Annotated in this window: 30 protein-coding genes; 11 read left to right on the forward strand and 19 right to left on the reverse strand. The window is 68.6% G+C overall.

Annotated elements, in window-relative coordinates; genetic code table 11:
• Positions 1–31: 31 nt before the first annotated feature.
• Together PFX90_RS00165 and PFX90_RS00170 are read left to right on the forward strand one after the other, a co-directional pair.
• Complete coding sequence (locus PFX90_RS00165; protein ID WP_285709111.1) at positions 32–262, forward strand: hypothetical protein; 231 nt, start codon at positions 32–34, stop codon at positions 260–262.
• A 314-nt stretch (positions 263–576) separates the two neighbouring features.
• Positions 577–1,098: a hypothetical protein gene (locus PFX90_RS00170; protein ID WP_285709114.1), complete on the forward strand. Its 522-nt coding sequence runs from the start codon at positions 577–579 to the stop codon at positions 1,096–1,098.
• Positions 1,099–1,132: 34 nt separating this feature from the next.
• Here the strand turns inward: PFX90_RS00170 and PFX90_RS00175 are convergent, their stop codons facing one another.
• The gene (locus PFX90_RS00175) at positions 1,133–2,518 is read right to left on the reverse strand and encodes a sodium:solute symporter family transporter (protein WP_336426483.1); all 1,386 of its coding nucleotides are present in this window, start codon (positions 2,516–2,518) and stop codon (positions 1,133–1,135) included.
• A 169-nt stretch (positions 2,519–2,687) separates the two neighbouring features.
• On the opposite strand from PFX90_RS00175, the gene PFX90_RS00180 reads away from it, so the two are divergent.
• Positions 2,688–3,080 (forward strand): hypothetical protein, encoded by a 393-nt coding sequence (locus PFX90_RS00180; RefSeq protein WP_285709116.1) that lies wholly within the window; start codon positions 2,688–2,690, stop codon positions 3,078–3,080.
• Between the two features lie 5 nt (positions 3,081–3,085).
• On the opposite strand, the gene PFX90_RS00185 is transcribed toward PFX90_RS00180, so the two are convergent.
• From PFX90_RS00185 to PFX90_RS00195, 3 genes are all read right to left on the reverse strand, one after another.
• Positions 3,086–3,637: a septal ring lytic transglycosylase RlpA family protein gene (locus PFX90_RS00185; protein WP_285709118.1), complete on the reverse strand. Its 552-nt coding sequence runs from the start codon at positions 3,635–3,637 to the stop codon at positions 3,086–3,088.
• A 988-nt stretch (positions 3,638–4,625) separates the two neighbouring features.
• Positions 4,626–5,840 carry an argininosuccinate synthase gene (locus tag PFX90_RS00190; RefSeq protein WP_285709120.1) on the reverse strand — a complete coding sequence of 405 codons (1,215 nt, stop codon included), beginning with the start codon at positions 5,838–5,840 and terminating at the stop codon, positions 4,626–4,628.
• Positions 5,841–5,913: 73 nt separating this feature from the next.
• Positions 5,914–6,420: a hypothetical protein gene (locus tag PFX90_RS00195; protein ID WP_285709122.1), complete on the reverse strand. Its 507-nt coding sequence runs from the start codon at positions 6,418–6,420 to the stop codon at positions 5,914–5,916.
• A 140-nt stretch (positions 6,421–6,560) separates the two neighbouring features.
• Here PFX90_RS00195 and PFX90_RS00200 point away from each other — a divergent pair, with 140 nt between their 5' ends.
• Entirely contained in the window at positions 6,561–7,517 is a 957-nt protein-coding gene (locus PFX90_RS00200; protein WP_285709124.1) for a helix-turn-helix transcriptional regulator, read from the forward strand.
• Between the two features lie 110 nt (positions 7,518–7,627).
• A complete protein-coding gene (locus PFX90_RS00205) occupies positions 7,628–8,989 on the forward strand; it encodes an acyltransferase family protein (RefSeq protein ID WP_285709127.1) in 1,362 nt (453 codons plus the stop codon).
• Here the strand turns inward: PFX90_RS00205 and PFX90_RS00210 are convergent.
• Entirely contained in the window at positions 8,986–10,212 is a 1,227-nt protein-coding gene (locus PFX90_RS00210) for an SAM-dependent methyltransferase (protein WP_285709129.1), read from the reverse strand. The genes PFX90_RS00205 and PFX90_RS00210 overlap by 4 nt on opposite strands.
• Positions 10,213–10,296: 84 nt before the next feature.
• Between PFX90_RS00210 and PFX90_RS00215 the strand changes: the two genes are divergently transcribed.
• Positions 10,297–10,731, forward strand: a complete 435-nt coding sequence (locus PFX90_RS00215; protein WP_285709131.1) for a DUF1801 domain-containing protein — start codon at positions 10,297–10,299, stop codon at positions 10,729–10,731.
• A 4-nt stretch (positions 10,732–10,735) separates the two neighbouring features.
• Here PFX90_RS00215 and PFX90_RS00220 read toward each other — a convergent pair whose 3' ends face one another.
• The 11 genes from PFX90_RS00220 to PFX90_RS00270 form a co-directional block, all read right to left on the reverse strand.
• Entirely contained in the window at positions 10,736–11,485 is a 750-nt protein-coding gene (locus tag PFX90_RS00220) for a molybdopterin-dependent oxidoreductase (RefSeq protein ID WP_285709132.1), read from the reverse strand.
• Positions 11,478–12,215, reverse strand: coding sequence for a cytochrome b/b6 domain-containing protein (locus tag PFX90_RS00225; RefSeq protein WP_285709135.1), 738 nt, complete (start codon positions 12,213–12,215; stop codon positions 11,478–11,480). The genes PFX90_RS00220 and PFX90_RS00225 overlap by 8 nt, the downstream gene beginning before the upstream one ends.
• Positions 12,216–12,225: 10 nt before the next feature.
• The gene (locus tag PFX90_RS00230; RefSeq protein WP_285709138.1) at positions 12,226–13,020 is read right to left on the reverse strand and encodes an SDR family oxidoreductase; all 795 of its coding nucleotides are present in this window, start codon (positions 13,018–13,020) and stop codon (positions 12,226–12,228) included.
• A 67-nt stretch (positions 13,021–13,087) separates the two neighbouring features.
• Positions 13,088–13,522, reverse strand: a complete 435-nt coding sequence (locus PFX90_RS00235) for a glycine zipper 2TM domain-containing protein (protein ID WP_285709140.1) — start codon at positions 13,520–13,522, stop codon at positions 13,088–13,090.
• A 126-nt stretch (positions 13,523–13,648) separates the two neighbouring features.
• The gene (locus PFX90_RS00240) at positions 13,649–14,125 is read right to left on the reverse strand and encodes a glycine zipper 2TM domain-containing protein (RefSeq protein ID WP_285709142.1); all 477 of its coding nucleotides are present in this window, start codon (positions 14,123–14,125) and stop codon (positions 13,649–13,651) included.
• Positions 14,126–14,259: 134 nt separating this feature from the next.
• Positions 14,260–14,901, reverse strand: a complete 642-nt coding sequence (locus tag PFX90_RS00245) for an MOSC domain-containing protein (protein WP_285709145.1) — start codon at positions 14,899–14,901, stop codon at positions 14,260–14,262.
• Positions 14,898–15,494, reverse strand: a complete 597-nt coding sequence (locus PFX90_RS00250; RefSeq protein ID WP_285709147.1) for a class I SAM-dependent methyltransferase — start codon at positions 15,492–15,494, stop codon at positions 14,898–14,900. Before PFX90_RS00250 ends, PFX90_RS00245 begins: the two co-directional genes overlap by 4 nt.
• Before the next feature lie 7 nt (positions 15,495–15,501).
• Positions 15,502–16,203 carry a COG3904 family protein gene (locus PFX90_RS00255; protein WP_285711211.1) on the reverse strand — a complete coding sequence of 234 codons (702 nt, stop codon included), beginning with the start codon at positions 16,201–16,203 and terminating at the stop codon, positions 15,502–15,504.
• A complete protein-coding gene (locus PFX90_RS00260; RefSeq protein ID WP_285709150.1) occupies positions 16,203–16,772 on the reverse strand; it encodes a hypothetical protein in 570 nt (189 codons plus the stop codon). The genes PFX90_RS00255 and PFX90_RS00260 overlap by 1 nt, the downstream gene beginning before the upstream one ends.
• A 51-nt stretch (positions 16,773–16,823) precedes the next feature.
• Positions 16,824–18,083 (reverse strand): dual-specificity RNA methyltransferase RlmN, encoded by a 1,260-nt coding sequence (gene rlmN, locus PFX90_RS00265; RefSeq protein WP_285709153.1) that lies wholly within the window; start codon positions 18,081–18,083, stop codon positions 16,824–16,826.
• 40 nt (positions 18,084–18,123) lie between these two features.
• Positions 18,124–18,588 carry a hypothetical protein gene (locus PFX90_RS00270; RefSeq protein ID WP_285709156.1) on the reverse strand — a complete coding sequence of 155 codons (465 nt, stop codon included), beginning with the start codon at positions 18,586–18,588 and terminating at the stop codon, positions 18,124–18,126.
• A gap of 47 nt (positions 18,589–18,635) precedes the next feature.
• On the opposite strand from PFX90_RS00270, the gene PFX90_RS00275 reads away from it, so the two are divergent.
• Complete coding sequence (locus PFX90_RS00275) at positions 18,636–19,187, forward strand: RNA 2'-phosphotransferase (protein ID WP_285709158.1); 552 nt, start codon at positions 18,636–18,638, stop codon at positions 19,185–19,187.
• On the opposite strand, the gene PFX90_RS00280 is transcribed toward PFX90_RS00275, so the two are convergent.
• Positions 19,178–19,657, reverse strand: a complete 480-nt coding sequence (locus PFX90_RS00280) for a GreA/GreB family elongation factor (RefSeq protein WP_285709161.1) — start codon at positions 19,655–19,657, stop codon at positions 19,178–19,180. The two genes, PFX90_RS00275 and PFX90_RS00280, sit on opposite strands and share 10 nt — an antisense overlap.
• 8 nt (positions 19,658–19,665) lie before the next feature.
• On the reverse strand, positions 19,666–21,546 hold the full coding sequence (locus PFX90_RS00285; RefSeq protein ID WP_285709163.1) for a lytic transglycosylase domain-containing protein: 1,881 nt from the start codon (positions 21,544–21,546) through the stop codon (positions 19,666–19,668).
• 182 nt (positions 21,547–21,728) lie between these two features.
• On the opposite strand from PFX90_RS00285, the gene dapA reads away from it, so the two are divergent.
• Together dapA and PFX90_RS00295 are read left to right on the forward strand one after the other, a co-directional pair.
• Complete coding sequence (dapA, locus tag PFX90_RS00290) at positions 21,729–22,616, forward strand: 4-hydroxy-tetrahydrodipicolinate synthase (protein WP_285709166.1); 888 nt, start codon at positions 21,729–21,731, stop codon at positions 22,614–22,616.
• Between the two features lie 31 nt (positions 22,617–22,647).
• Positions 22,648–22,956, forward strand: coding sequence for a hypothetical protein (locus tag PFX90_RS00295; RefSeq protein ID WP_285709168.1), 309 nt, complete (start codon positions 22,648–22,650; stop codon positions 22,954–22,956).
• Here the strand turns inward: PFX90_RS00295 and PFX90_RS00300 are convergent.
• A complete protein-coding gene (locus PFX90_RS00300; RefSeq protein ID WP_285709171.1) occupies positions 22,953–24,017 on the reverse strand; it encodes a succinylglutamate desuccinylase/aspartoacylase family protein in 1,065 nt (354 codons plus the stop codon). The two genes, PFX90_RS00295 and PFX90_RS00300, sit on opposite strands and share 4 nt — an antisense overlap.
• A 105-nt stretch (positions 24,018–24,122) precedes the next feature.
• On the opposite strand from PFX90_RS00300, the gene smpB reads away from it, so the two are divergent.
• Together smpB and PFX90_RS00310 are read left to right on the forward strand one after the other, a co-directional pair.
• Positions 24,123–24,605 carry an SsrA-binding protein SmpB gene (gene smpB, locus PFX90_RS00305; RefSeq protein WP_285709174.1) on the forward strand — a complete coding sequence of 161 codons (483 nt, stop codon included), beginning with the start codon at positions 24,123–24,125 and terminating at the stop codon, positions 24,603–24,605.
• Between the two features lie 109 nt (positions 24,606–24,714).
• Positions 24,715–25,326: a DUF2062 domain-containing protein gene (locus PFX90_RS00310; RefSeq protein ID WP_285709177.1), complete on the forward strand. Its 612-nt coding sequence runs from the start codon at positions 24,715–24,717 to the stop codon at positions 25,324–25,326.
• Positions 25,327–25,446: the final 120 nt, after the last annotated feature.

A 25,446-nucleotide genomic window follows, 5' to 3' on the forward strand; every position in this document is an offset into this window, starting at 1 on the left:
CATTCCGCCGCTTGCTGGGAGCCTCTTGCTTATGGACCGCATCAATCAGGCAGCCTTCGCTCCGCCCTCCTATGACAACACGCGCAAGCTGCCGTGCGGGCCGTCGGTCATGTTCGATCCCGGCGAGCGGGCGTTTGTGGCGGAGTGGCTCGGGCATCTGGCGGCGGGGCGGGTCGGGGGGAATCCTCCGATGAGCGACGCGCGCAAGGCCGAGATCCTGGCCAATGAGCGGGTGCTCAGGGGGGCGCGCTGGCGGGGGTGAGGGTTTTTCGCCCCTTCCGCAGGCAGGAGGGGAGCGAGGCTTACCGGCTTGCCGGTTAGCCGCAGCGGGGTGGGCCTTCCGGCCCAGCGCTGCGCGCGCCCACCCCCGACCCCTCCCGCAAGCGGGAGGGGAGTATCAGCGCCAACCAGTCCCCCTCCCGCTGCGGGAGGGGCTAGGGGTGGGCCTGTTCGGCGGTAACTGTTCGGATCAGCCTCGCGTGCCCCTCCACCTGTTGGACTTTTATCATTTTCCTACAGCTATTTGCCTCTGATAGCCTCCGTCACTCCTGACATTCAGCATCGGAGGCCCACCCCATGTCCGCACCCGCCACGTCCGCGCCGTCCACCCACATCGTCGATCCCGCCACGCTCGTGCCCGATGTCGCGCCCGAGGCGCAGGCGAAGTTTGTCGAGGTGCTGGCGCAGTGGGGCAATGTGCGGGCGGCGGCGGCGCAGGCGGGGGTGAGCCGGGGGCATCTCTACCGGATGCGGCGCGCGAGCCCCGAATTCCGGCGGATGTGGGATGCCGCGCTGGTGCTGGCCCGGCCGCAGGTCGAAGAGGTGCTCGCCGACCGGGCGCTGAATGGCGTCCCCGAGGTGGTCTTCTATCATGGCGAGGAGATCGCCACGCGCACCCGCTATGACTCGCGGCTGCTGCTCGCGCATCTCGGGCGGCTCGACCGGGTGGAGGACACGCAGGGCGTGCGCGTGGCGGTGCGCGATTTCGACGAGCGGGTCGAGGCGCTGCGGACGGGCGGCGTGACGCTCGAATGGGAGGGCGAGGCGGAAGAAGAGGCGTCGGAGGAGGCGTCGGAGGAGGCTGGGCAGGAGGGCTGACGGGGGGCGCGGTTTTCCGGCCCTGGACAGTGTCTCATGTGTCTCCAACAGCCGCGCCCGGAGGCGCGCGGCGGCGCTCCCACAGAGCCAGCGCGGCGAAGGTGAGCGTGCCGCTCGCCAGCATCCACAGGAAGGCGCCGGGGAGCCCGAGGACCCAGTCGAGCAGCACCAGCGCGGCCATCTGCACCACCACCGCGGCGAGCGCGGCGTGGCGTGCGCGTGACCCGGCGAGCCCGGCGATGATGGGCACCGCGAGCACCGCGCCGATCGCGCCGGCATCGAGCACGAGCTCGCGCAGGGTCTCGCCCGTGAGCGCCAGCCCCGCGGCGAGCGCGGCAGCGGCGACGGTGGCGGTGCGGGCGGCGCGCAGCAGCTGGCGGTCCGATGCGGCGGGGTTGAGGCGGCGGTACCCGCTCTCGGTGATGACCGCCGAGGCCGCGAGCAGCGCGGAGTCGACCGAGGAGAGGATCGCCGAGACGAGCGCTCCGGTGAAGACGATCAGCAGCCAGCCGGGGAAGAGCGCCTTGGCGAGGGAGGGGAGGAAGGCCTCGCCCTCACCGAGCGGCAGGCTGAGCTGGGGGGCGAAGAGGCCGAAGGCGACGGGGACGAGGCCCGCGGCAAGGTAGACCCCGGCGCCCAGCAGCGCGCCGGTGCGGGCGGCCTCGGGGGTGCGGGCGGCCAGCGTGCGCGAGATGGCCTCCTGGCTCACCATGGTGCCGATGATGGGGATGAGCCAGAGCTCGGCGGTGTCGGCCCAGCTCTCGCCGGGCGGGGCGGCGGGGCTGAGCGCGGCGGGGGGGAGGGCGGCCCACATGGCGGCGGGGCCTCCCGCGGCGACGGTCATGAGGGCGAAGAGGATGGCGATGGCGACGAGGATGACGATGCCCTGGAGGATGTCGGTGATGACGTCACCCGCAAGGCCGCCGAACAGGGTGTAGGTCATCACCAGCAGCGTCGCGCCGAGGAGCGCGGGGACGAAGCCGATGCCCGACGCCGTGTCGATGATGGCGGCGAAGGCGAAGAGCTGGGCGGCGGACCAGGTGGTGGCGGAGAGCGCGATGACGGCGGCGGCAAGGCCCTCGGTCGCTCCGCCGAAGCGGTCGCGCAGGAAGTCGGCTAGGGTGATGAAGCCTCCGCTGCGCAGGCGGTGGGCGAAGAACAGCGCCACCGCGACGAGGCCGGCGGCATAGGCCAGGGGCTCGGCCCGGGCTCCGGCGAGGCCCTGCGCGGCGACCTCGGAGGAGGTGGCGATCAGGCTTTCGGCGGCGAACCAGGTGGCGAAGATCGACATGCCCACCGCGCCCGCCGAGAGGCTTCGCCCGGCGACGAGGTAGTCGGTGTCGGACCGCGCCCCGCGCCCGACCCATACGGCGAGCGCGATCTGGAGTGCGACATAGGCGAGGATGAGAACGAGTGTGATGGCGCTGCCCCCTTGCTGCCGCCATGGATCGGGAGGCTCTGGTTAGCGGGGCCGGATGTGTGTGCAAGAGGGGGGGGCGCACAATCGTCAGCCAAGGTGCATCCGCGCGGGCCCGGGTGCGGTAGCTCGGGGCGGGCCGGGAGATGAACAAGGAGTGCCGACGGTGCCCATGAAACCTGCATTCGCCCCCCGCTTGCCGGCTGCTGCCGTGGCGCTGGCCTTTGCCGGCACCGCGGTCAGCGCGGGCGAGATCAACTCGAACCTCCAGATCGAGGCGGGCAAGACCTTCGAGCTGGGCGGCGGCCAGCCGGGGGGCTTCACGGTCACCGGGCGGAACACCGGCCCGGTCGCGGTTGTGGTGCTAGCGAAGGGTGCCGGAGAGAGCGGGGGCGCGGCGGTGGTCAAGGGCCGGGTCGAGCCGGGCGCCAATGTCGATGCGGCGTTCGGGGCGGGCGAGCAGGCGCTGCTGCGCAACACCTCGGACAGCCGGATGGCGCGCATGAAGCTGGTGGTCAGGGGCGACACGTCCTCGCTCGGGATGACCTACTCGGCCAACCCGTGAGCGGATCAGTCGGCGATCACCGCGAGCTCGACCATGCCGTGCCCGCGCGCGACGAGGCCGAGTTCGTCGGCGGCGGCGCGGCTGACGTCGATCATCCGGCCCGCGCTGAAGGGGCCGCGATCATTGATGCGCACGATCACGCTGCGCCCGTTGGCGAGGTTGGTGACGCGCACGAGGGTGCCGAAGGGCAGGGTGCGGTGCGCGGCGGTCATCGCGGCGTTGTCGAACCGCTCGCCGCTGGCGGTGCGGCGGCCGTCGAACTTGGCGGCGTAGTAGGAGGCGCTGCCGCGGCCCATCACGGTTTCCTGCGGGGCCGAGGGGGCGGGGGCCTCTTCGGTGATAACCGGAGCGGTGACCTCGGCCTCCGGCTGGAGCGGGACGAGCTCGACCACGGCGCTGCTCGAGGCGGCTTCGATCGGTGCGGGCGTATCGGGCGCGGCGGCGGAAGAAGCGGCGAGCGGGGCGAGGCCGAGCAGCATCGCCGCGATCCACGCAGGCGCTCCGCGCGAGGCGAAGCGGGGGGCGTCTTGGCCATGTATGCGAATTCCCGTCCGCATGGCGGGGCCGATACAGGGCCGCGCTGCATGAAGGCAAACCAGGTTAGGATTTCGTCGTCCCGTCGCTTCGGCTGGGCCGCGAGTTGCCCGCCAAACGCGATGAACCGTTGTGGAGAGCCGGGTGGTGCAGGGCCGGAATTACGTATTTCCGCTTGGGCGACTCGCGAAATCCGCGCGCGGACGAGGGCCGCAGCCTAGCCAGACCCGCAATGCAAATGGGGCCGGCATTGCTGCCGACCCCACTCTCACCGGCGTGTGGATGACCGCTCCGCTTCCGATGCCTCCGGCGAACCTTCGGCGTCCTTCACTTTGCGGGCCATGCTTGGCGCCCGATGTCTAGCCTCTCGCTCGCCTTGCCTTGCGGCCGGCCTTGCCAGAGATTTGTCACCGGCGCTCGCGCCGGCATCCGGCTTTCGCTCCGGCTGGCTTTCGCGTCCGTCGTCGGGCCTGAGCCTTCCCACGTGTCGCCGCCGCGCCTTCGCTTCCGCCGAGGCCGCGTCCCTTTACCTTCCGCCAGTCGCCACGGCTGGGGGCTTTCGCCGTCCCGCTGCGCCTGCCTTCGGGCCAGGTTCTTGGCCTGTCCGGTGTCACCGCGTCGCTCCGACCCTTGAATTGAGCCGACTTGCCTTTGGCCGAGGCCTCCTGCATGCCGTCTCCAGATCGGCGCGTGGACAGATGTCACCGCCACCCTCGGGATAAAATCTCCGGTAATTTCAAGGCCTTGCGGCCTCCCGTTCCCGTCGCTTCGTGTCCCGAAGACAGGTTCAAAGTGCGCCTGAATCGGCGTTCTGACAACATTCCGGACGGCGAGTTTTCCACTTCAGGCAATAAGGCCTGTGGACGAGAGTGGATAAGTCAACGCTTCGCCGCAATTGTCGCCGCGCGCGCAAAAAGCGGGAACGAAACCGCCTTCAAACGGTCACGTTATAGGCCCCGAGCCGCTCCGGCGAGCGCCGCGACTCGGTTTTCCCCTGTCGGACAGCGCGGATCAGGCGTCGCGGTTGCGGCGCGAAAGCAGGCGCAGGCGCAGGCCGTTCAGCTTGATGAAGCCCTCGGCGTCCTTCTGGTCATAGGCCCCGGCGTCGTCCTCGAAGGTGACGTGGGCTTCCGAATAGAGCGAGTAGGGCGACTTGCGACCGACCACGCTCGCCAGCCCCTTGTAGAGCTTCAGGCGCACCGTGCCGGTGACCTTGTCCTGGCTGTGGTCGATCGCCGCCTGCAGCATCTCGCGCTCGGGGCTGAACCAGAAGCCGTTGTAGATGAGCTCGGCATATTTCGGCATCAGCTCGTCCTTGAGATGCGCGGCACCGCGATCCAGCGTGATCTGCTCGATCCCGCGGTGCGCGCGGGCGTAGATCTCGCCGCCGGGGGTCTCGTACATCCCGCGGCTCTTCATGCCGACGAAGCGGTTCTCGACGAGGTCGAGGCGGCCGATGCCGTGCTTGCGGCCGAGGTCGTTAAGCGCGGCCAGCAGTGTGGCGGGTGACATCGCCTCGCCGTTCAGGGCAACGCCGTCACCCTTCTCGAAGTCGACGGTGATATATTCCGGCTGGTCGGGTGCATCCTCGGGATTGACCGTGCGGCTGTAGACGTAGTCGGGGGTTTCCTCCCACGGGTCCTCGAGCACCTTGCCCTCGGACGAGGTGTGGAGCAGGTTCGCGTCGGTCGAGAAGGGGCTGTCCCCGCGCTTGTCCTTGGGCACCTGGATCTGGTGCGCCTCGGCCCAGGCGATCAGCGCGGTGCGGCTGGTGAGGTCCCATTCGCGCCACGGGGCGATCACCTTGATGTCGGGATCGAGCGCATAGGCGCTGAGTTCGAAGCGCACCTGATCATTGCCCTTGCCGGTCGCCCCGTGGGCGATGAAATCGGCGCCGGTCTGGTGCGCGATCTCGACGAGGCGCTTGGAGATCAGCGGCCGCGCGATCGAGGTGCCCAGCAGGTAATCGCCCTCGTAACGGGCATTGGCGCGCATCATCGGGAAGACGAAATCGCGCACGAATTCCTCGCGCACATCCTCGATGAAGATGTGATCGTCGGGGATGCCCATCGCTTTCGCCTTGGCGCGCGCGGGCTCGATTTCCTCGCCTTGCCCCAAGTCGGCGGTGAAGGTCACCACCTCGAGGCCCCGCTCGACGCTCAGCCACTTGGCGATGACGCTGGTATCGAGACCGCCGGAATAGGCGAGGACGACTTTCTGGGACATGGGCGAGGCTTCCTTGGGAATGACGGCGCGCCGCTAGCAGGCATTGCCCGCCAGTGCCACCCCCGAAGGTGCCTCAGGCGCGCGTCCAGTCCATGAACCAGCTGTCGTCCCATGTCGCCCCGAGATCGCGCGAGGTGCCCTGAAACCAGCGGCACGAGGTCGGCGTGATCCGGTCCCACACGCCGCGATACCAGACGACCGTATCGCCTTCGCGGTCTTCGCTCAGGAACGTGCCCACGCCGTTCGCGAAGCCGCCGGTCTGGCCGGGCACGCTGACCGCGCCGGAGAGCTTGTTGACGAAGTGATCCGACCAGATGCGGCTCTCTGCATCGAGCAGGCGCAGGCCCATGCCGAAGAAGCCGCGCGCCGGGATGCGCAGGTCCTCCACGCTGCCGACCCCGCCCATCACCGGCACGACCGTCGCCTCGCCGGGGAATTCGATCCAGGTGCCGTTCTCGCGGAAGCGGTTGTGGATGCGCCATTCGCCGGTGAGGAAATCGAAGTCGCCGGGCTTGCCGGGCGGCGGGGGCGGCAGGGTTGCGGTGGTCGCGGGGGCGGCAAGGATTGGCGCGTTGGTCATGGCGATCAGGGCTCCTGCAGAGGATTGGAGAAAGCTGCGGCGGTGGAAGGGCATGGGTCGAGGCCTCGCTGTGGGAGAGCGGCTGGTAGCAGGCCAATGCTGACATCCGCTGTCAGCGATTTTCTGCTAGGCCCGCGGCGATGAAGACCGCCCGCATGATCGCCATCCTCTCCCGCCTGCAGGCGCGCGGCACCGCGACCGCGCGCGAGCTGGCCGAGGCGCACGAGGTCTCGGTGCGCACGATCTATCGCGATATCGACGCGCTGAGCGTGGCGGGCTTTCCGGTCTATGGCGATGCGGGGCCGGGCGGGGGTTTCCGGCTGCTCGACGTGCCGAGCGAGCGGCACACGGGTCTGCTCGCCGACGAGGCCGAGGCGATGCTGCTGCTCGGCCTCAGTGGTCCGGCGGCGGCGCTGGGGCTGGGCACGATGGCCGGCATCGCCCGCGATAAGCTGCTGTTGCGCCTGTCGGGCCCGGCGCGAACCCGTGCGGTCAGGCTGGCCGAGCGCTTCCATCTCGACACCGACGACTGGTATCGCAGCGCCGCCGCCCTGCCGCACCTGCCGCAGCTCGCCCGCGCGATCCTCGATACGCGGCCGGTGACCTTCGCTTACCGCAGCTGGACGCGCGCGCGATCGTGGCGTGTCGATCCGCTCGGAATCGTGCTGAAGGGCGGGCGCTACTATCTTGTCGCCGCCGCCGGGCAGGGGCCGACGACTTTCGCGGTGGCGGCAATGTCGGCGCTGGCGGTGTCACAGGAGAGCTTCGATCGCCCGCATGACTTCGACCTCGCCGAGTGGTGGGCGCAGTCCTTGCGCGAGTTCGAGGCGCGGTTGCGGCCGCACGCGTGCAGGGTGGTGCTGACACCGACCGGCGCGGCGCGGCTGGCCGAGGCGGGGCACTATGCCGCAGAGGCGGTCGCGGCGGGGCGCGAAACGCCCGAGGGTCTGGTGGTCGCCTTGCCCTACGAAACCCCCGATCAGGCCGCGCGCCTGCTGCTGTCGCTGGGGGCGGAATGCCGCGTCGTGGGCCCTCGCGAAGTGCGCGCCTGCATGGCGGCGCTGGTGCAGGCGATTGCGGCAGGGCTGGCGGACTGAGATGCGCCGGGCGGTCGGCTGTGCCGCTCTTGGCAATCGTGCGGTAGGAATTACCTGTTAGACAATATCCGTGATGGCAGCCCCCGTGCGGGGCGAACAGGGGTCTGAAAATGCTGCAAATGTGGAGCAAGGCGCGCGAGCTGGCGGTGATGACCCCGCCCGAGCGCAACCGCTGGGTCGATTTTCTGCGCGCGGTGTCGATCATGGCGGTAGTGTTCGGCCACTGGCTGATGGCCGGGCTCTATATCGACGCGTCGGGCGAGCTCAGGCGCGGCGATCTGCTGTCGATCTCCGAATGGGCGCATTGGCTCACATGGGGCTTTCAGGTGATGCCGGTGTTCTTCCTCGTCGGCGGCTATGCTAACCAGGTGAGCTGGCGGGCGACCACCGCCAAGGCCGCGCCCGACCAGCCCGGCGTCTATCGCGACTGGCTGGCGAGCCGGGTGCAGCGCCTCATCACCCCGACCTTCCCGGTGCTCTTGCTGTGGGCGGGGCTCGCGGTGGTGATGACCCAGGTCGGCCTGCCGCGCGCCCAGATCCGCATGGCGACCGAGGCGGCGCTGATCCCGGTGTGGTTCCTCGCGGTCTATCTGCTGGTGACCGCCTTCACACCGCTCGCGCAAAGGCTGTGGGACAGGCTGGGGTGGGTCAGCGTCGCCCTGTTCGTGCCGCTTGCCATGCTGACCGACTGGCTGACCTTCACCGCGAAGGTCCCCTACGTCAACTTCACCAATTTCCTCTGGGTGTTCCTCGCCATCCATCAGCTCGGTTTCGCATGGCGGGCGGGGAAGTTCGAGAAGGCGTGGTTCGCCTGGGGCTTCTTCGCGGTGTCGCTGGCGATCCTCGTGAAGATCACCGTCTTCGGCTTCTACCCCGTCTCGATGGTCTCCGCGCCGGGAGGCTTCTCCAACTCGCTCCCGCCGACGCTCGCGCTGTTCGCGCTGGGGGGCGTGCAGGTGGGGCTGGTGCTGGCTTTGGAGCGCGCGGGGCGGCGGATGCTCGAGAACGTGACCGTCTGGGCCGCGACCGTGCTTATGAACGGGATGATCATGACCGTCTACCTGTGGCACCTCACCGCCTTCGTGCTGGTGATGACCGTGGACTGGCTGCTCCTTGGCGGCTGGGGCCTCGGCCCGGTGCCGGGGACGGGCGAGTGGTGGGTGACGCGCCCGATCTGGATCGCGGTCTACATCCTTGCGCTACTCCCGCTGATCGGCATCTTCGCGCGCCACGAGAGGAGCTTCGGCCCCGTGCGCGGCGGGCGCACCGTGCCGCGCCTGCGCGCCGTCGTCGGCGTGCTGGCGATCTGTGCGGGGCTGGGCGCGACCGCGGGGCTGACCATCACCAGCCCGGATTCGCTCTCCGGCATCCGCTGGTGGGTGATCGCGCTCCCGCTGGCAGGCGCGGCGCTGATGGGCTTCGGGCCAGTCTACCGCCCGCGCCAGCGCCCCGGCGCGGCCGAGATGGGCTAGCTCCCGATCAGATAGTCCCGCGTGATCGGCAGCGCGCGGCGGCTGCGGACGTACTGGATCTGGTAATTGCCCATGCCCCCGTGCTCGAACACCGTCGCCGCGCCTGCGAGGTAGAAGGTCCACATCCGGAAGAACTTCTCGTCATAGAGGGCGATGATCTGCTCGCGGTGCTCCATGCACTTGGCATACCACGCGCGGATCGTGTGGGCGTAGTGGAGGCGCAGGGTCTCGATATCGGTCGCGATCAGGCGGAATTTCTCGGAGGCTGCCAGCGTCTCCGACAAGGCCGGGATATAGCCGCCGGGGAAGATGTATTTGCGGGTGAAGGCATCGGTGGTGCCCGGGCTGCCGAAGCGGCCGATGGTGTGGAGCAGCATCACCCCGTCCGCCTCCAGCATCCTTGCGCAGGATTCGAAAAAGGTCTCGAACTGCGCGCGGCCGACATGCTCGAACATCCCGACCGAGACGATCCGGTCGAACTTGCGGCCCGAAGCGGCGGTGTCGCGGTAATCCTCGAGCAGGATCGTCACCCGGTCCGCCACCCCAGCCTCGCGCACGCGCTTGCGGGCGAGGGCGGCCTGTTCCTCGGACAGGGTGATGCCGGTGACATGGACGTTGTGCTCGCGCGCCAGGTGGATCGCCATCCCGCCCCACCCGCAGCCGATGTCGAGCACGTCCTGCCCGGGTTCGAGGTGCAGCTTGCGCGCGATATGCTTCAGCTTCGCTTCCTGCGCCGCGCCCAGCGTGGTCACGCCCTCGGCCCAGTAGGCGCAGGAATACTGCCAATGCTCGGGATCGAGCATCAGCGCATACAGATCATTGCCGATGTCGTAGTGGTGCGCGACGTTCTTCTTCGAGCCGACGCGGTTGTTGAACTGCTCGGCCGCGAAACTCGCCTTGTTGAGCAGGCGCTTCAAGCGCTTGGGGCGCAGGTTGTTGCCGCCGCGCTCCCAGCGGTCGTTCATTCTGAGGAGGCTGACGAGGCCCATCACGTCGCCCTCCTCGATCAGCAGCCGCCCGTCGATGAAGGCCTCCGCCGCGCCAAGGCGCGGGTCGAGGATGATGTCACGGGGGACCGCATTGTCGGTGAAGCGCAGGACGATTTCGGGGAAGCCCTCCGCGCTCGTGCCATAGGTGCTGGCAGAGCCGTCGGCAAAGACGATGCCGAGGCGGCCCTGCTTGACGGCCCGGGACAGGAAACGGTCGAGGAGAGGCTTGCTCATGGTGCTTCTTTCTAGGATGCTTGAGAGGTTAGGCTAAGCCGGGATGGGGGCTTTCGCAAAATCATCGGTTCGGAAGGGCGAGAGATGGGCGACGGGAAGACGACGATCACCGATGTTGCGGTCGAGACGTTCATCGAGGACGTCGAGCCGCCCGCCAAGCGCGAGGATGCTCGCGTGCTCGACGCGCTGTTCCGCAAGGTGACCGGCGCGACGCCCCGGATGTGGGGGCCGACGATCATCGGCTACGGCGAATATTCCACAACCTATGATAGCGGGCGCAGGGTGCATTCGCTCAGGATTGGCTTCTCGCCGCGCAAGGCCAAGCATTCGCTCTACCTGTCCGCCGGATGCGCCGCACCCGAGGACGAGGCGCGCCGCGCGGAGGCGCTGGGGCGGTTGGGGAAGTTCAGCCAGGGGGCCAGCTGCATCTATGTGAACAAGCTCGCCGACATCGATCTTGGCGTGCTCGAAGAGATGATCGCGGACGGCTGGGCGGTCTCGCTGCGCGACCTGCCCTAGGGTCTCAAACGCCAGCGTACCACTGGTAGCCGGCCAGATCCTCCCACAGGCCGCCGCCGCCCTGGCCGATCTGCTCGAAGCTGGTGACCGCCTCGATCGCCTGCAGATACTTTGCCTGCTTGTAGCCCAGCTGCCGCTCGATCCGCATCCGGTAGGGCGCGCCGTTCTTCTCGGGCAGCGGCTCGCCGTTCAGCGCGTGGGCGATGATGGTCTGCGGGTGATAGGCGTCGACCATGTCGATGCTCTCGTAATAGGGCGTGCCGCGGTAGAGGTCGGCGCAGCGGAAGACGATGAACTTCGCCTCCTTCTTCACCTTCGCCATGTCGAGCAGGTGGCCCAGCTGCACCCCCTGCCATTCGCCGATCGCGCTCCAGCCCTCGACGCAGTCGTGGCGGGTGATCTGGGTGCGCTGGGGCATCCCCTTCATGTCGGCGAGGCTCAATGCGAGCGGCTTTTCGACCAGCCCCTTCACTTCCAGCTTCCAGTCGGGAAAGCCCTTGGCGAGCTGCTCCTGATAGAAGGGATCGGCGACCGTCACCGAGCCATTGCCGCGGAAGGTGGGCGAGCGCTGGTCGCGGGTGAATTCCTTGGCGAGCCCCTGCTTGCCCGCGAGCGCGCGGTGGAGGAGGCGGTGGCCGTCCTCGGCGGCCTTGAACACCTCCTGGGTGGTCTCGCTGTCGTTGATCTTGGCGCAGGCCGAGGCGCCGAGGGCGGCCATCCCGGCAAGCAGCGAGCGGCGCGGCAGGTCAACCATGGGCGGGCACTCCTTCGTCGGTGGCGGCAGGGACGGGCGGGGCCGGAGGGGGCGCCTCGGCTGCGCCTTCGGCGGGACGCTTGCCGCCGGTGAACATCTCGAGGATCAGCCGCCAGTCGGTCAGCGCCAGCAGGATGTGGATCACGAAGAAGCCGAAGATGCCCCATGCGGCGATGAAGTGCAGCGAGCGCGCGCTCTGGCGGCCGCCGAACAGGTCGATCAGCCACGGCGCATAGCCGCCCGAGCCTGGGCTGATGGCGAGGCCCGTCAGCAGGATCAACGGCAGCAGCACGCCGAAGACGCCGCCGTAGAGGATCTTCTGGACCGGATTATAGCCGTGATGCGCGCCCGCGCCCGCGCCCGAATGCGCCTTGATCGAGGCGATCACTGCACCGGGCGTCCAGTCCTTTGGCTTCGTCATCAGGTCGCGGCGGAAGTGGCCGTTCCACAGCATCGCGACCCAGATGAACAGCACGCCCACGCCGAAGGGCCACGCCATGGTGATGTGCCAGTCGCGCGCAAGGGCGAGGTTGTAATGCCCCGGGATCGTCGCCCAGCCCGGGAAGCGGATCACGTGGAGCCACGCGTCGGCCGGGTCGAAGCCGTAATGGCCCCAGTAGAGGTTGCGGTGCGCGTTCGAGATGTTGAGGCCGGTCATGAACAGCACGATGATCGCGACCGCGTTCACCCAGTGCCACAGGCGGGTTGTCAGAGCATGCTTCTTGGCCATCAAATCCCCCTCAGGCCTGTTGTTCTCTGGCCAGCCAGATGACGTCGCGCGGCTGGTCCATCAGGTGCTGGCCGCTGTCGATGAACAGGCTCTGCCCGCTCGCGAGCGCGCCGCCGGCGAGGAACAGCGCGGCTTCTGCGATCTCGTCGGGCCCGGTCTTGCGGGCGAGGAGGTTCATCCGGTGCGAAATCTCGGTCTCCTCCTCGCGCTGGTCGTGGCTCGCCAGCACGGCACCCGGGGCGATGCCATAAGCGCGCACGTCCCCTTCGAAATTCCCCTTGGCCAGCATGCCGATGGTGGCTGCCAGCGCGTGTTTGGACATGGTGTAACTGAAGAAATCGGGGTTCGTATTTTCAATTTTCATGTCCGTGACGTTGATCACGCAGCGCACGCCCTGCGCCCTCGCGGTGAGCGCGATGAAGGCCTGCGCGAGGGCGGCGGGGGCGAGGGCGTTGATCTGCATCGCCGCCCGGTTCGTTGCCGGGTCCAATCCGGTTACAGGGTCGTAATCGAAAACCGAGGCCGAATTGACGAGGCAGCGCCAGCCGGGTGTGCGCGCGGCCAATTCGGTGATGGCGGCAATCGCGTCCTGTTCGTCGGCAAGGTCGAAAGCGATCGTCTCGGCGCTGGGGAGCTGGGCGGCGAGTGCCTCGGCCTCGCCTGCGGAACTCCGGTGATGGATCACCGTGTGCCAGCCCGCGGCGGCAAAGCGGCGCGAGATCGCGGCGCCGATACGGGTCGCCCCGCCGGTCACGAGAACGGCGGGGCGAGGGGTGGTTGCGCTGCTGTCGGGGGAGAGGGGCATGACAGAAGCGCTAACAGGGGGGCGCGCGCGCTTCAATCGGGGAGAGGGACGCGCGCCCCTGAGAGGCTTAGCGGCAGCGCAGCTCCCCGCGGTCGATTTCGCGGCCGATGAGGCCGCCGCCAATCGCGCCGAGCAGGGTGCCGACGGTGCGGTCACCGCGGGTGTCGACCGTCCGGCCGAGCAGCGCGCCGACGCCGGCACCGATCACGAGACCCGTGGTCCCGTTGTCGCGGCGGCAATAGTAGCGGTCCCCGTCGCGCCAGATCCGGTCGCCGCGGCTCAGGCGGCGCGGTTCGTAATAGCGCCCGCGCGAATCGTAGACCGGGTGACGCTTGCGCTTGCGGTGCTCGGCAGTGTTGTCTCCCGGCAGCGAGCTGGCCTCGATCCCCGCAAAGGCGGACGGGGCGCTCGGTGCAGGGCGCGCCAGCGGCGCGGCCTGGGCGGGGATTGCCATCGGCAGCGTCATGGCTCCGGCGGCGAGGATGAGTGCGACTTTCTTCACGGCAGTTCTCCTTTCGGTTTGCCTGCTTTCAGTGGTGTTGGCTGGCATTGCCCCGCCAGCGGGGGAAGGGGGCGGCGGCGGAGCGGGCGTCCGGCAAGGTGGACGCCCGCCCCTGATCAGCCCGGCTTAGCGGCAGCGCGCTTCGCCGCGGTCGATCTCGCGGCCGAGCAGACCGCCGCCGATCGCGCCGAGCAGGGTACCGGCCGAGCGGTCGCCCCAGCGGTCGATGGTGCGGCCCAGAAGGGCCCCGCCGATCGCGCCGACCACGAGGCCGGTGGTGCCGTTGTCGCGGCGGCAGTAGTAGCGGCCATCCTCGCCGCGCCACACGCGGTCGCGGCGGCTCAGGCGGCGTTCGCGCTCCCAGTCGCGGCGATCATCGCGCCACTCGCGGCGATCGCGGCGCCAGTCGCGGCCATCGCGGCGCCAGTCGCGGCGGTCATCGCGCCAGTCGTCATCGCCATAGGCGGCGACGGGGGCATAGGCGGGAGCGGCGTTGTAGCTGGCGAACAGCGGCGAGGGGGCACCGGGCAGCTCGGCAGCCTGCACCGGAGCGGCGAAGGCAGCCATCGAACCAGCGGCGGCAAGCAGGGCGAGGTGTTTCATGGTCTGTGTCCTTGTGGCGGCTCCGCTGTGGAGCGACCCCCTTTTCGTTCAGCTAACGCGAACGCTGGCTGAACGAGCGTTTCAGGAAACAGCAGGATTTGTTCAGCTGGAGAGCTTTTCCGATGAACCGTGCTTCACGCAAGCTTGGCTGCAGCGCGCTCGCGCAGGCGCGGTGTCAGCGTATCGAGCGCGGCGAGTTCGGCCAGCTCTGAGCGTGTGGCCTTGCCGGTCACCAGCGCGCGGAACACCCGCGCGATGCTCCAATCCTGCGCGCCGAGCGATACGCGCTCGAGCGAGTCGCCCGCGGCGACCTCGCCCGGCTCGATCACCCGGAAATACCAGCCCGCGCGCCCGGATGTGATGATCGCGGCGACCATGCCCTTGTGGCCGAAGCGGTGCTCGATCTTCCAGCACGGCTGGCGCGGCTGGCTGACCTCGATCAGCGCGGTTCCACAGCGGAAGCGGTCGCCGATGTGGACGTGCTCCTCGGTCAGCCCGCGCAAGCCGAGGTTGGAGCCGAAGCCGCCGGGTTCGTCCAGCGCCGGGTGATCGCCGATTGCCCCACGCCACCAGTCATGGTGATCGAGCGGATAGAGGTGGAGCGCCATCTCCGGCCCGCCATGCACCCGGCGGTCGGCCTGCTCGTCGGGGGCGAGGCCCTCGGCATGGATCTGGACCGGGCCCTCCTGCGGGCGCTTCTGGATTGCGCTGGTCTCGGCGCCGAGGAAGGGGCGGGCGGTGCCGGCACAGACGGCCTCGATGGTCCAGCGGGTCATGCTTTCCTCGCAATCAGGTCGATCCAGTCGCGGGTGACATTGTCGAACCCGCTGGCGGTGTATTGTCGGCTCTCGGCAATTTCCCAGCCCTGCACGGCTTCGTATTGCGCGGCAAGCCAGTCGGCCGGGGGGAAGTTGTAGAAGCGCCCGAGCGCATCGCGCCCCTCGGCCTCGCCCAGCTTGTAGCTGGCGAAGAACCAGCCGCCGGGCCGCAGCGCGCGGTCGATGCGGGCGAGGATGTCGGGGAGCGCGGCGCGCGGGGCGTGGAGCAGGCTCGCATGGGCCCAGACGCCGTCATAGGCCGCTTCGGCCGCGAGCTCGCCGAAAGCCATCACCCGCGCGCCCACGCCCCAGCGCTCGTTGGCCTTGGCGACCATGGCGGGGGTCGCGTCGGTCGCATCGACGCTGAACCCGCGCGCGGCGATCCGCGCCGCATCCTGTCCCCCGCCGCAGCCCAGTTCGAGCACGCAGCCACCGGCCGGCAGCCGGTCGAGGAAGGGGTCGAGCTGATAGCTGTGCGCCTGTCCGAACTTCAGCACGTAATGCGGCGCGCGGGCCTGATAGAAGGCGATGGTGTCGGGATCGGTGCTCACGCGGCTGTCACGGCGCGGACTTTTCTTCCGGCATCACGTTGTATTGCCGCACCTCGGCCTGGCTGAGGCAGTAGCGGGTCGAGGGGTTGTCCTCGCTCTTCACCGCCTGCTGGCGATACATGATGTCGGTGAGCAGCTTGCGGCTGATCCCCATGCGGATCAGGAAGTCATTGTCCTCGCTCGCCAGCAGCGCGGAGGATTGTTCGATGCTGCCGATCAGTTCGGTGGTCGCCTTGCTGCCCTCGATCACCACCTCGTCGATCAGCGCGCGGTCGCCGGTGTGGGTGAACATGTGGACCATGAACACGCCGCCTTCGTCGACCACCCGCCGGTCGCCGCCCATGAACACGAAGTTGCAGGCCGAAAAGCACGCCCAGCCGGTAGGGATGCGGGTGAGCATCCCACGATAGGAGCGGATCACCCTGCCCGCCTCGTTCCCGGCGCGGGCATTGCCGCCGCTGCTGCGCAGCCAGACTTCCTCGATCTTCTCGTCGGCCTCGATCGCGGCCTTGAGGCGCGCGGGGAGGGTTGCATCGACCATCCCTTCGGCAAGCAGCACGCGCTTGCCGCCCTTGTCGGCCGGGGTGAGGGTCATCTTGGTGGCCGGGCCGAAGTCGGGCGCGGCGGGGCAGGTCGGGTTGTCCGGGTCCATCGCCGGCGCGGCGCCTGTCAGCAGCGCCAAGGCCGCAAGGGCACCCGCGACGCGCATCACGCGACGATCGAATAGCGCGCAGAGCTCGGCGCGCGGCACATGCGTTTCTCGGCGCGGGTTTCCTCGCCCTCGATGATGACGACATCGGTGACGGTGATGCAGTCGCGCGCGCCGTCCGCCGCGTTGTCACGGGCGGTGACGGTCGAGGTGCCGCTGACATTCTCGCGGCTGGCCGAGGTCCACTGCGCGCTCGCGCCGACTTCGGGCTGGGCTCCGCCATCGGCGGCACGCGTCGCCTCGAGCGTGGCTTCGGCGGCCTGTTTCTGCTCCTCGGGATCGAGCTTGCAGGCGATGCTTTCGGTGATCTGGTCGGAGAAGCTGGGCACCGGCACAAAGGAGGGCAGGCGCGCGCTGCGCGTCACCTCGTCGACCGCGCCGCCGAGAATACCGCCGAGCACGCCGCGCCCCTTGTCGCCCTTCTTGCCCTTGCCGCAGGCGTCGGCCTTGTCCGCGCCGCGCTTGCCGCTGCCGAGGATGCCGCTGAACTGCGCCTGCGCGGGCAGGGTGGCGGTGACGAGTGCCAGCGCGCCGAAGGCGAGCGCGAGCCGGGATGCGCGAGATGCCACTAGGATCCTCCCCAAGGAACGCGCGAAGGTTACGCCCCGCGCTGCGCAGCGTCAATCGAGCGCGGCGGCAGCAGCGGCGGCTTCACGGTCGCGCTGGGCGCGGGACTTCTTCTCGGCCGCGGTCTTCAATTGCCCGCAAGCCGCATCGATGTCGCGCCCGCGCGGGGTGCGGACGGGAGCGGAGAAGCCGCCCTCGAAGACGATCTCGGAGAAGCGCCGGATGCGTTCCGGCGCCGAGGTCTCGTAGCCCGCGCCGGGCCAGGGGTTGAAGGGGATCAGGTTCACCTTGGCGGGGAGGTTGTATTCGCGCAGCAGCCGGACAAGCTCGCGCGCGTCATCGTCGCTGTCGTTCTTGTCCTTGATCATGACGTATTCGAAGGTGATGCGCCGTGCGTTGGAGGCGCCGGGGTAGTCGGCGCAGGCCTGCAGCAGGTCGTCGATGCCGTATTTCTTGTTGAGCGGCACCAGCTCGTCGCGCACCTCCTTGCGCACGCCGTGCAGGGATACCGCGAGGTTCACCCCGATCTCCTCGCCGCAGCGCTCCATCATCGGGATGACGCCGCTGGTCGACAGCGTGATGCGCCGCTTGGAGAGGGCAAGGCCGTCGCCATCCATCACCAGCTTGAGCGCATCGCGCACGTGATCGAAATTGTAGAGCGGCTCGCCCATGCCCATCATCACGATGTTGGTGAGCAGGCGGCCATCGGCGGTGTAGTGGCCCGCTTCATCGTCCTCGTCGATCACGTCGGCGTCGGAGACCATCGTCCCGCGCGGCCATTCGCCGAGCGCATCGCGCGCTAGCATCACCTGACCGACGATCTCGCCGGGGGTGAGGTTGCGGACGAGCTTCATCGTGCCGGTGTGGCAGAAAGAACAGGTGAGGGTGCAGCCGACCTGCGAGGAGACGCACAAGGTGCCGCGCGTCTCGTCGGGGATGAACACCATTTCGAAATCGTGGCCGTCAGCCGTGCGCAGCAGCCACTTGCGGGTGCCGTCGACCGAATGCTGCGCCTCGACCACATCGGGGCGGCCGATCACGAAGCGTGTCGCCAGCCACGGGCGCATCGGCTTGGCGATGTCGGTCATCGCCTCGAAATCGGTGACGCCGCGATGATAGAGCCAGTGGAACACCTGCTTGGCGCGCAGCTTGGCCTGCTTGGCGTCGAGCCCCGCCTCTTCGAAGATTTCGCGGATGCGCGGGCGAGGCAGGCCGATGAGGTCGACACGCCCGTCAGCGCGCGGCGTGATGTCGCGCGCGGCGGGCACCGGGTCGACGAGGCCCGGGATGGTCATGAGTGCGGTATCGGCCATGAGGGCTGCGCATATAATGCCCCTTCGCCGGTTTGGCGAGTCAGCGCTTGGCACACCCCACGGTCGCCGCGTCGATAGCCGTCGCCGCGCCTTCAAGCGTGTAGCGGTCGGTGAAGCCGCCGCCCGAGACGCTCATGCGGCTCGCCGAGCGCATCGCCGCGACAATCGCCGCATCCCCTCGCGCGTCCGCCGCCCAGGCGTTGCGGCCCTTGGCGACGAGATCGAAGCGCTTGTCGCCCAAGGTGAGCCGAAGGCGGGCCTTGTCGGCGACCTCGCGGCTCAGCACCAGATGCACGGCACCGCGCACGCCCTTGCCCGGCCACAGCGAGACGGTGGCATAGGCGGGCGCAGCGGTCTTCGCTTGCGCCTTGGCAATCGCATAGCAGCGCGCCGGAGAGGCATCGCGGAACGCCGCCCAGCTGTCATAGACGCCAAGGCTCTCGCGCGCGGCGAGCGGCGCGGCGGCGAGGGCGAGGAGGGCGAGAACCGGCAGGCGCGCGAACATCGATCCTGCGATTGCCCAAGGACGGCGAATTTGCAACAGCTTGCCGCATGTCGAAGGAACACGCCAAGCGCTCGCGGGCCCTGTCCTACTGGCTCCGCCACGCGCCGGAGAAGGGTGGGCTGACGCTCGACGCGGCAGGCTGGGCCCCGGTCGCAGGCGTGCTTGCGGCTCTGGCGCGCGAGGGGCTGGAGACCTCCGAAGTGCTGCTGCGCGCAGTCGTGGAGGAGAACGGCAAGCGCCGCTTCGAGCTGTCGCCCGTTGGCGAGCGCATCCGCGCGCGGCAGGGGCACTCGGTCGCGGTCGCTGGGAGCTGGGAAGCGGCAACGCCCCCGCCGGTGCTCTATCACGGCACCGTGGAGCGGTTCCTTGAAGCGATCGGACGCGAGGGGCTGACGAAGCAGCAGCGCCACCACGTCCACCTCTCCGCCGACATTGAAACGGCGGGCAAGGTCGGCGCGCGGCGGGGGGAGGCGGTGATCCTGACGGTCGATGCCGCGGCGATGGTAGCGGACGGTCATGCTTTCGCATTGTCGAGCAACGGGGTGTGGCTGACCGACCATGTGCCCCCGCAATATCTCGCCCGCGCGCCTCAGTCGTAAGCGATTGCCATGACTTCCCACTCGCGGGTGCCCGAGGGAAGGGCCACCACCCGCACATCGCCCACAGAGGCCCCCCGCAGCGCGCGCGCCATCGGGGAGTTCCAGCCGATGCGGCCTGCGCCTGCGTCCTGTTCATCGTCGCCCACCAGCGTCACGGTCTGGTGGTTGTCGTCCTCGTCCGCGATGGTGACCTTCGCGCCGAAGAACACGCGGGCGCGGTCGACCTGTGCGGCGGGATCGACCACCCGCAGCACCTTCATCCGCCGCGCCAGATGCGCCAGCTCGCGGTCGATCTCGCGCATCTTCTTGCGGCCGTAGAGATAGTCGCCGTTCTCGCTGCGGTCGCCGTTGCCCGCCGCCCAGCTGACGATCTCGACAATCGCCGGGCGCTCGGTGCCGAGCAGGTGGTCATAGCGTGCCTTCAAGGCCGCCATCCCCTGAGGCGTGATCGGAGGCCCCGCTGGCTTCACGAGCAGCCTCAGCGCAAGAACGAGTCGACGGTGCGCGGCAGCCCCGCCTGCTCGGGATACATGTGCGAATAGGTCACCGCATTGCCGATCACGCGCATGATGTAATAGCGGGTCTCGAAATTGGCGGGGATCTTCTCGATCCATTCCGCCCAGCCGATCGCCCCGGTGCGCGGGTCGCCGTTGAGGCGGAGCCACTGGTTCACCCGGCCCGGCCCGGCATTATAGGCCCCGATCGCCAGCGGGTAGGAGCCGCCATAATAGGCGAGCATCCGCGCGAAATAGGCATCGCCCAGCTGGATATTATAGGCGGGCGATCCGGTCAGATCGGCCGAGAGATATTGCACCCCCAGCTTACCCGCCTGCTCGCGCGCGGTGCCCGGCATCAGCTGCATGATCCCGCGCGCACCCGCATGGCTTTCACGCGTGCGGTCGAACTCGCTTTCCTGCCGGCCGATGGCGTGGACCATCACCCAGTCATTGACGGCGGGCGGCGTGGCGACAGTGGGAAAACCGATCCGCTCCAGCCCCGCGACCCCGACCTCGCCCATCTTGAGGCCGAGGACGACCGCCATCTCGTCGAGCCCGACTTCCTTGGCGAGCATCCCCGCCATAAGCATTTCATTGGGCGTGTCGCACTCGTCTCCGAGGGCTTCGAAAAAGCGGCGCTCGGTGCGCCAGTCGCGGCGGTTCTTCGCCAGCACGCGGATCGCCTGGACGACGGGGCGCGCTTCGAATTCGGCGCGCGCGGAGGCTTCCATGCGCGGCTGGGGGAGGGCGGCGAAGGCGGGCATCGGGCGGCCGAGCGCGCTCAAGGCCAGCTGGCCATAGTAATAATCCGGCCAGCGCGCGGCCATTTCGAACCAGCGCGTCGCGCCCGCGGAATCGCCCGCCTGCTGTGCCGCGCGGCCTGCCCAGTAATAGCCCTTGGCCTTGGTCAGCGGGGTCTTGGCGGCATCGCCATAGCGCGCGAAGAGCGGCGCGGCGGTGGTGCCGTCACCCAGCCGCCAGAGCGCATTGGTGCCGCCCTTCCACATCAGGTCGGTCAGGCGGTCGCGCAAGGTGAAGCTGGTCTGCGACAGGTCGGTGTCGGGCGCGAAGAGATCGCCACTGCGCGCCGCGATCTGCGCCGCCTCGGAGGGGCCGAGATCCTCGGCAAGCCCGAGCAGCTGGCCGACGAAGGCCTCCGGGTCGAGCGCCGGGCGCACGAAGGCAGGGCGGCTGGTGAAGACCCGCGCGGCTTCGTAATTCTGCCCGCTCGCGCGCAGCATCTTGACGAGATTGAAGACATAGCCCGGATCGGCCTCGGCCCCTGAGGGAACGGCGATCCCCGCCGCCTCGGGCCGGGTCCCGCGCAGCAGCGCGATCCGCGCGAGCGCCATCGCGCGCACCTCCTCGGGCAGGTTCACCACCATGCGCGAGGCGGCATCGGGCTTGCCCTGCCACAGCAGCGCATCGACCCGCACCGCGTGATCCTCAGACGTGAACTGCGCGCCGTAGAGCCCGGCCAGATAGAGCTCGACCGGATCGGCCATCTGCCCGCCGCGCCACGCCTTCCTCGCCACCTCCAGCGCCTCGGGGCGCTGCATCGCGGCGAGCGCGAGGGCATAGCGCGCACGGGCGGGGTTGGTGAGCGGGGGATGGGCGTCGAAGAAGCGCAGCACCTCGGCCTGGGAGGGCGCCTCGTTCTCGAGCGCGGCCTCGGCGCGCAGGCGCAGGATGTCGGTCTTGGGGAAAGTGGGGTAGGCGAGCACGAAACCGGCATAGTCGGCAAAGGCGTGGGTGCGGCTCGCCTGCAACGTCTCCCAGCGTGCGATCGCGGCATCGACCGCACCCGGCTGACGGGCGACCAGATCCTGCCCGCCGCTCCAGTCCTGCGCGGCGGCCGGCACAGCCGCCCCCGCCAGCGCGGAAGCACCGAGAATCGCAGCATATATCCGACGGGTATTCAACAACTTGCAGCCCATGCTGGACATAGTGCCTACCGGCTCCTTATCAGGCGGTGAACGTGAAGGGTAACGGGGGGAGGAACCCCTGTATTCCCGTATCTAGAGATGAAGGCAGGACAAAGGCAATGTTCAGCGGATCGATACCCGCTCTTGTGACTCCTTTTCGCGGTGGGGCGTTCGACGAGGTTGCCTTCCGCCGTCTGGTCGATTGGCAGATCGAGAACGGCTCTGCTGCGCTGGTGCCGTGCGGGACGACGGGGGAGGCCTCGACCCTCTCCAACGCCGAGCACCACCGCGTGATCGAGGTGTGCATCGAGCAGGCCGCGGGCCGCGTGCCGGTGATCGCGGGTTGCGGGTCGAACGATACGCGCAACGCCCAGCTCCACATGACCTTCGCCAAGAAGGCGGGCGCGGCAGCGGGGCTTTGCGTCGCCCCCTATTACAACCGCCCGAGCCAGCGCGGGCTGATCGCCCATTTCAGCTACCTCGCCGAAAACTGCGAGCTGCCGATCGTGCTCTACAACGTGCCCGGGCGCACAGTGACCGACATTCTGGATGACACCGTGGTCGAGCTGGTGCGCAAGTACCCAGAGAAGATCATCGCCATCAAGGACGCCAGCGGCGACCTCAGCCGCGTCGCCGACCACCGCATGGGGATCGGGCGCGAGTTCTGCCAATTGTCGGGCAATGACGAGCTGTGGCTGCCCCACGCGGCGGCAGGCGGGCGCGGGTGCATCTCGGTGACGGCGAATGTCGCGCCCAAGCTGTGCGCCGAGTTCCACGAGGCGATTGCCGCGAACGAGCTGAAGAAGGCACGGCAATTGAACGACCGCCTGTTCCCGCTGCACTATGCGATGTTCTCGGACGCCTCCCCTGCGCCGGTGAAATATGCGCTCTCCCGCGTGCACGACTGGATCGAGCCAGAGGTGCGCCTGCCGCTGGTCGAGTGTTCGGACGAGGCGAAGAAGGCTGTGGACGAGGCGCTGGTCAGCGCAGGCGTCCTAACTGTATAGTTTCGTAGGCAAACCCTTTGCTTGCGAGACGATGATGGCCTCGAAACATGATGAACCCTGGACGGACGAAGAACTTGAGTGCTGCGTAGAAATCTATGCAGATATGGTTGCGCGAGGCGGCACGAAAAAGAACATATCGAAAGATGTATTCATTGCCCGTGGGCTGAAGGCAGCACCAGGACGAAACAGAACCGCCATCGTCTATCGGATGCAGAACATCAGCCACCTCATGCAAGAACACGGTAGGCCAATAATCATGGGGTGGGTGACTAAACCGAACATCGGTTCTGCCATGGTGCCTCGCATTGAAGCTTTGATGAAGAAGCACGACTTGATCTAAACCACCTCGTCCTCGTCGAGCATCCCCTGCGCGCTGCCTTGCGGTTCGCTTGCGAGGATCGCCTCGGTGATCGAGTCGATCTGCGCGCCGACGCGTTCGGGGTGGTCGATCGCGGCGATGTGGAACAGCGCGTCGCCCTGGTGAACCACGGGCAGGGTGGCGTGGCCGATGACGATCCCGTCGACCGGGCTGACGAGCGCCTCGGCCTCCTCGCCGAACAGCCCGGCGACGGTGGCGAGCACGTCGCCCTTCCTCACCGGATCGCCCGAGGCGCAGACTGCCTGCATCACCCCGCCGCGCGGGGCTCTCACCCAGGTGGTGCGGTTGGCGCGGGCGGGGATGCCGACGGTGGTGAGGCCATCGTCGGCCTCGACCATGCCGAGATGGGCGAGGACGCGGGTGACACCCTCGACGCCGGTCTCGATCGAGAGGCGGTCAAACCGCAGCGCCTCGCCTGCCTCCATCAGCAGCATGTCGACCCCCTTCTGCTGGGCAAGATCGCGCAAGGAGCCGTCGCGCAATGGGCTCTCGATGATGACGGGGGCACCGAAGGCCATCGCGAGCTCGACGAGATTGCGGTTGCCCGCGGCGATGCGGATCTGGGGGAGGTTGTAGCGGTGGATCGCGGCCGAGTGGATGTCGATACCGAGCTGGCACCGGGCGACGACCTCGCGGTAGAAGATATGCGCGAGCTGGCCTGCGAGCGATCCCCCGGCGCTACCGGGGAAGCTGCGGTTGAGGTCGCGCCGGTCGGGCAGGTAGCGCGAACCGCTGAGAAAGCCGAAGATGTTGGCGACCGGCACCAGCAGCACCGTCCCCGCCAGCGCCTCGGGCTTGAGCGCTTGCGCGAGGCGCTGGATGACGGCGGTGCCGATGATCTCGTCGCCGTGGATCGCCGCGCTCACGAACACCGCCGGGCCTGCCTTGGCGCCGTGGATCACCCGCACCGCGAGGCTGGAGGTGGTGCCGGTGGCCATGGTGGTGATCGGGAAGGCGACGTCGGCTTGGGCGCCGGGCGCGATGCTCTCGCCTGCGATGATGAAAGGCTGCGGCGTGGTCATTGCGCGCTGTTCCCCGTGTTGCCCCGAGCCGATGCTACCCTGCGACGCGTCGAAGCGCAAAGGGCCTCGCTTTTTGCCCGATCCGCGCCTACATCGCCCCCCCTTATGGCACGCCCCAAACCCGTCACCTTCGACAAAGTGAAGATCGTCGCCGAGAACCGCCGGGCGCGGTTCGATTACTATGTCGAGGACACCTACGAGGCCGGGCTCGCGCTGTCGGGCACCGAGGTGAAGGCATTGCGGGCGGGCGAGGCGAGCATTGCCGAAAGCTATGCCGAAGTGCGCGACGGGCAGGTGTGGCTGGTCAATGCCAACATCCCCGAATACTCGCACGGCAACCGCCTCAACCACGAACCGCGCCGCCCGCGTAAGCTGCTGCTCCACGAACGCGAGATCGAGCGGTTGTTCGGGGCGGTCGAGCGCAAGGGCATGACGCTGGTGCCGCTGTCGATCTACTTCAACCGCACCGGCCGCGCGAAGGTCGAGCTCGCGCTCGCCAAGGGCAAGCAGACGCACGACAAGCGCGCCAGCATCAAGGAGCGCGACTGGAAACGCGACAAGGCGCGCCTGATGCGCGAGCGCGGTTAGGAGTTTTAACGAGGGCCGCAGATTCACCCACTGGTCACCTCCCGTTTGCTACCCATATGCATGTCATGTCCCCCGCGCCGAACCTTCCCGCCTGCGAAAGCCCCCGCGCATGAGCGTGCCGCCGCCTGCCAAGGCCCGTCTGGCCCCGCGTGCCAAGGCCTGGGCGACGGACGTGATCCGCAAGAACACGCCCACGCGCGAGGAGATGGCGCAGAACAAGTATCTTGCGCCCATCGCCCACCGCTTCCTCTCGCCCGAACTGTGGCGCTTCACCCGCCGCTCGGTGCCGCGCGGAGTGGCGCTCGGGCTGTTCGCGGCCTTCATCATTCCCATCGGGCAGATCTTCCTCTCCGCCTTCCTCGCCCTGCCGACGCGCGCCAATGTGCCGCTCGCCGCGCTGGTGACCTTCGTCACCAACCCCTTCACGCTGCCCTTCTGGCTGGTGATCGCCAACCGCATCGGCGAGTTCTTCCTGCGCTTCGATGCCGCCAGTGCGAGCATCGCCGCATCGCAGGCCGATAGCGGCGCCTGGGCGTGGTTGACGATGGCCTACGAGGTCGGCGCTGCGACCATCCTCGGCTATCTCGTGCTCTCGCTCTGCACCCCGCTGGTCGGCTGGCTGGTGACGGGCTGGGTGTGGCGCGCCGTGGTGTCCCGCAAGCGCGCCAGACGGTTGAAGGCGATGGAAGCGCGGCTCGACCAGCGGCTCGGGGCGCGGTAGGAGAGCGGTTTCCGCCGCCTTCCGTTCCGCCTCCAGCCAGCCTCAGGAGCCTGCCTCTCGTGTCCCGCCGCACCGGCAAAGAATCTACCAGTCCGATCCTCGCTGACGAGGCTGAAGGCG

Source organism: Erythrobacter oryzae, from assembly GCF_030271515.1.
GTDB lineage: Bacteria > Pseudomonadota > Alphaproteobacteria > Sphingomonadales > Sphingomonadaceae > Erythrobacter > Erythrobacter oryzae.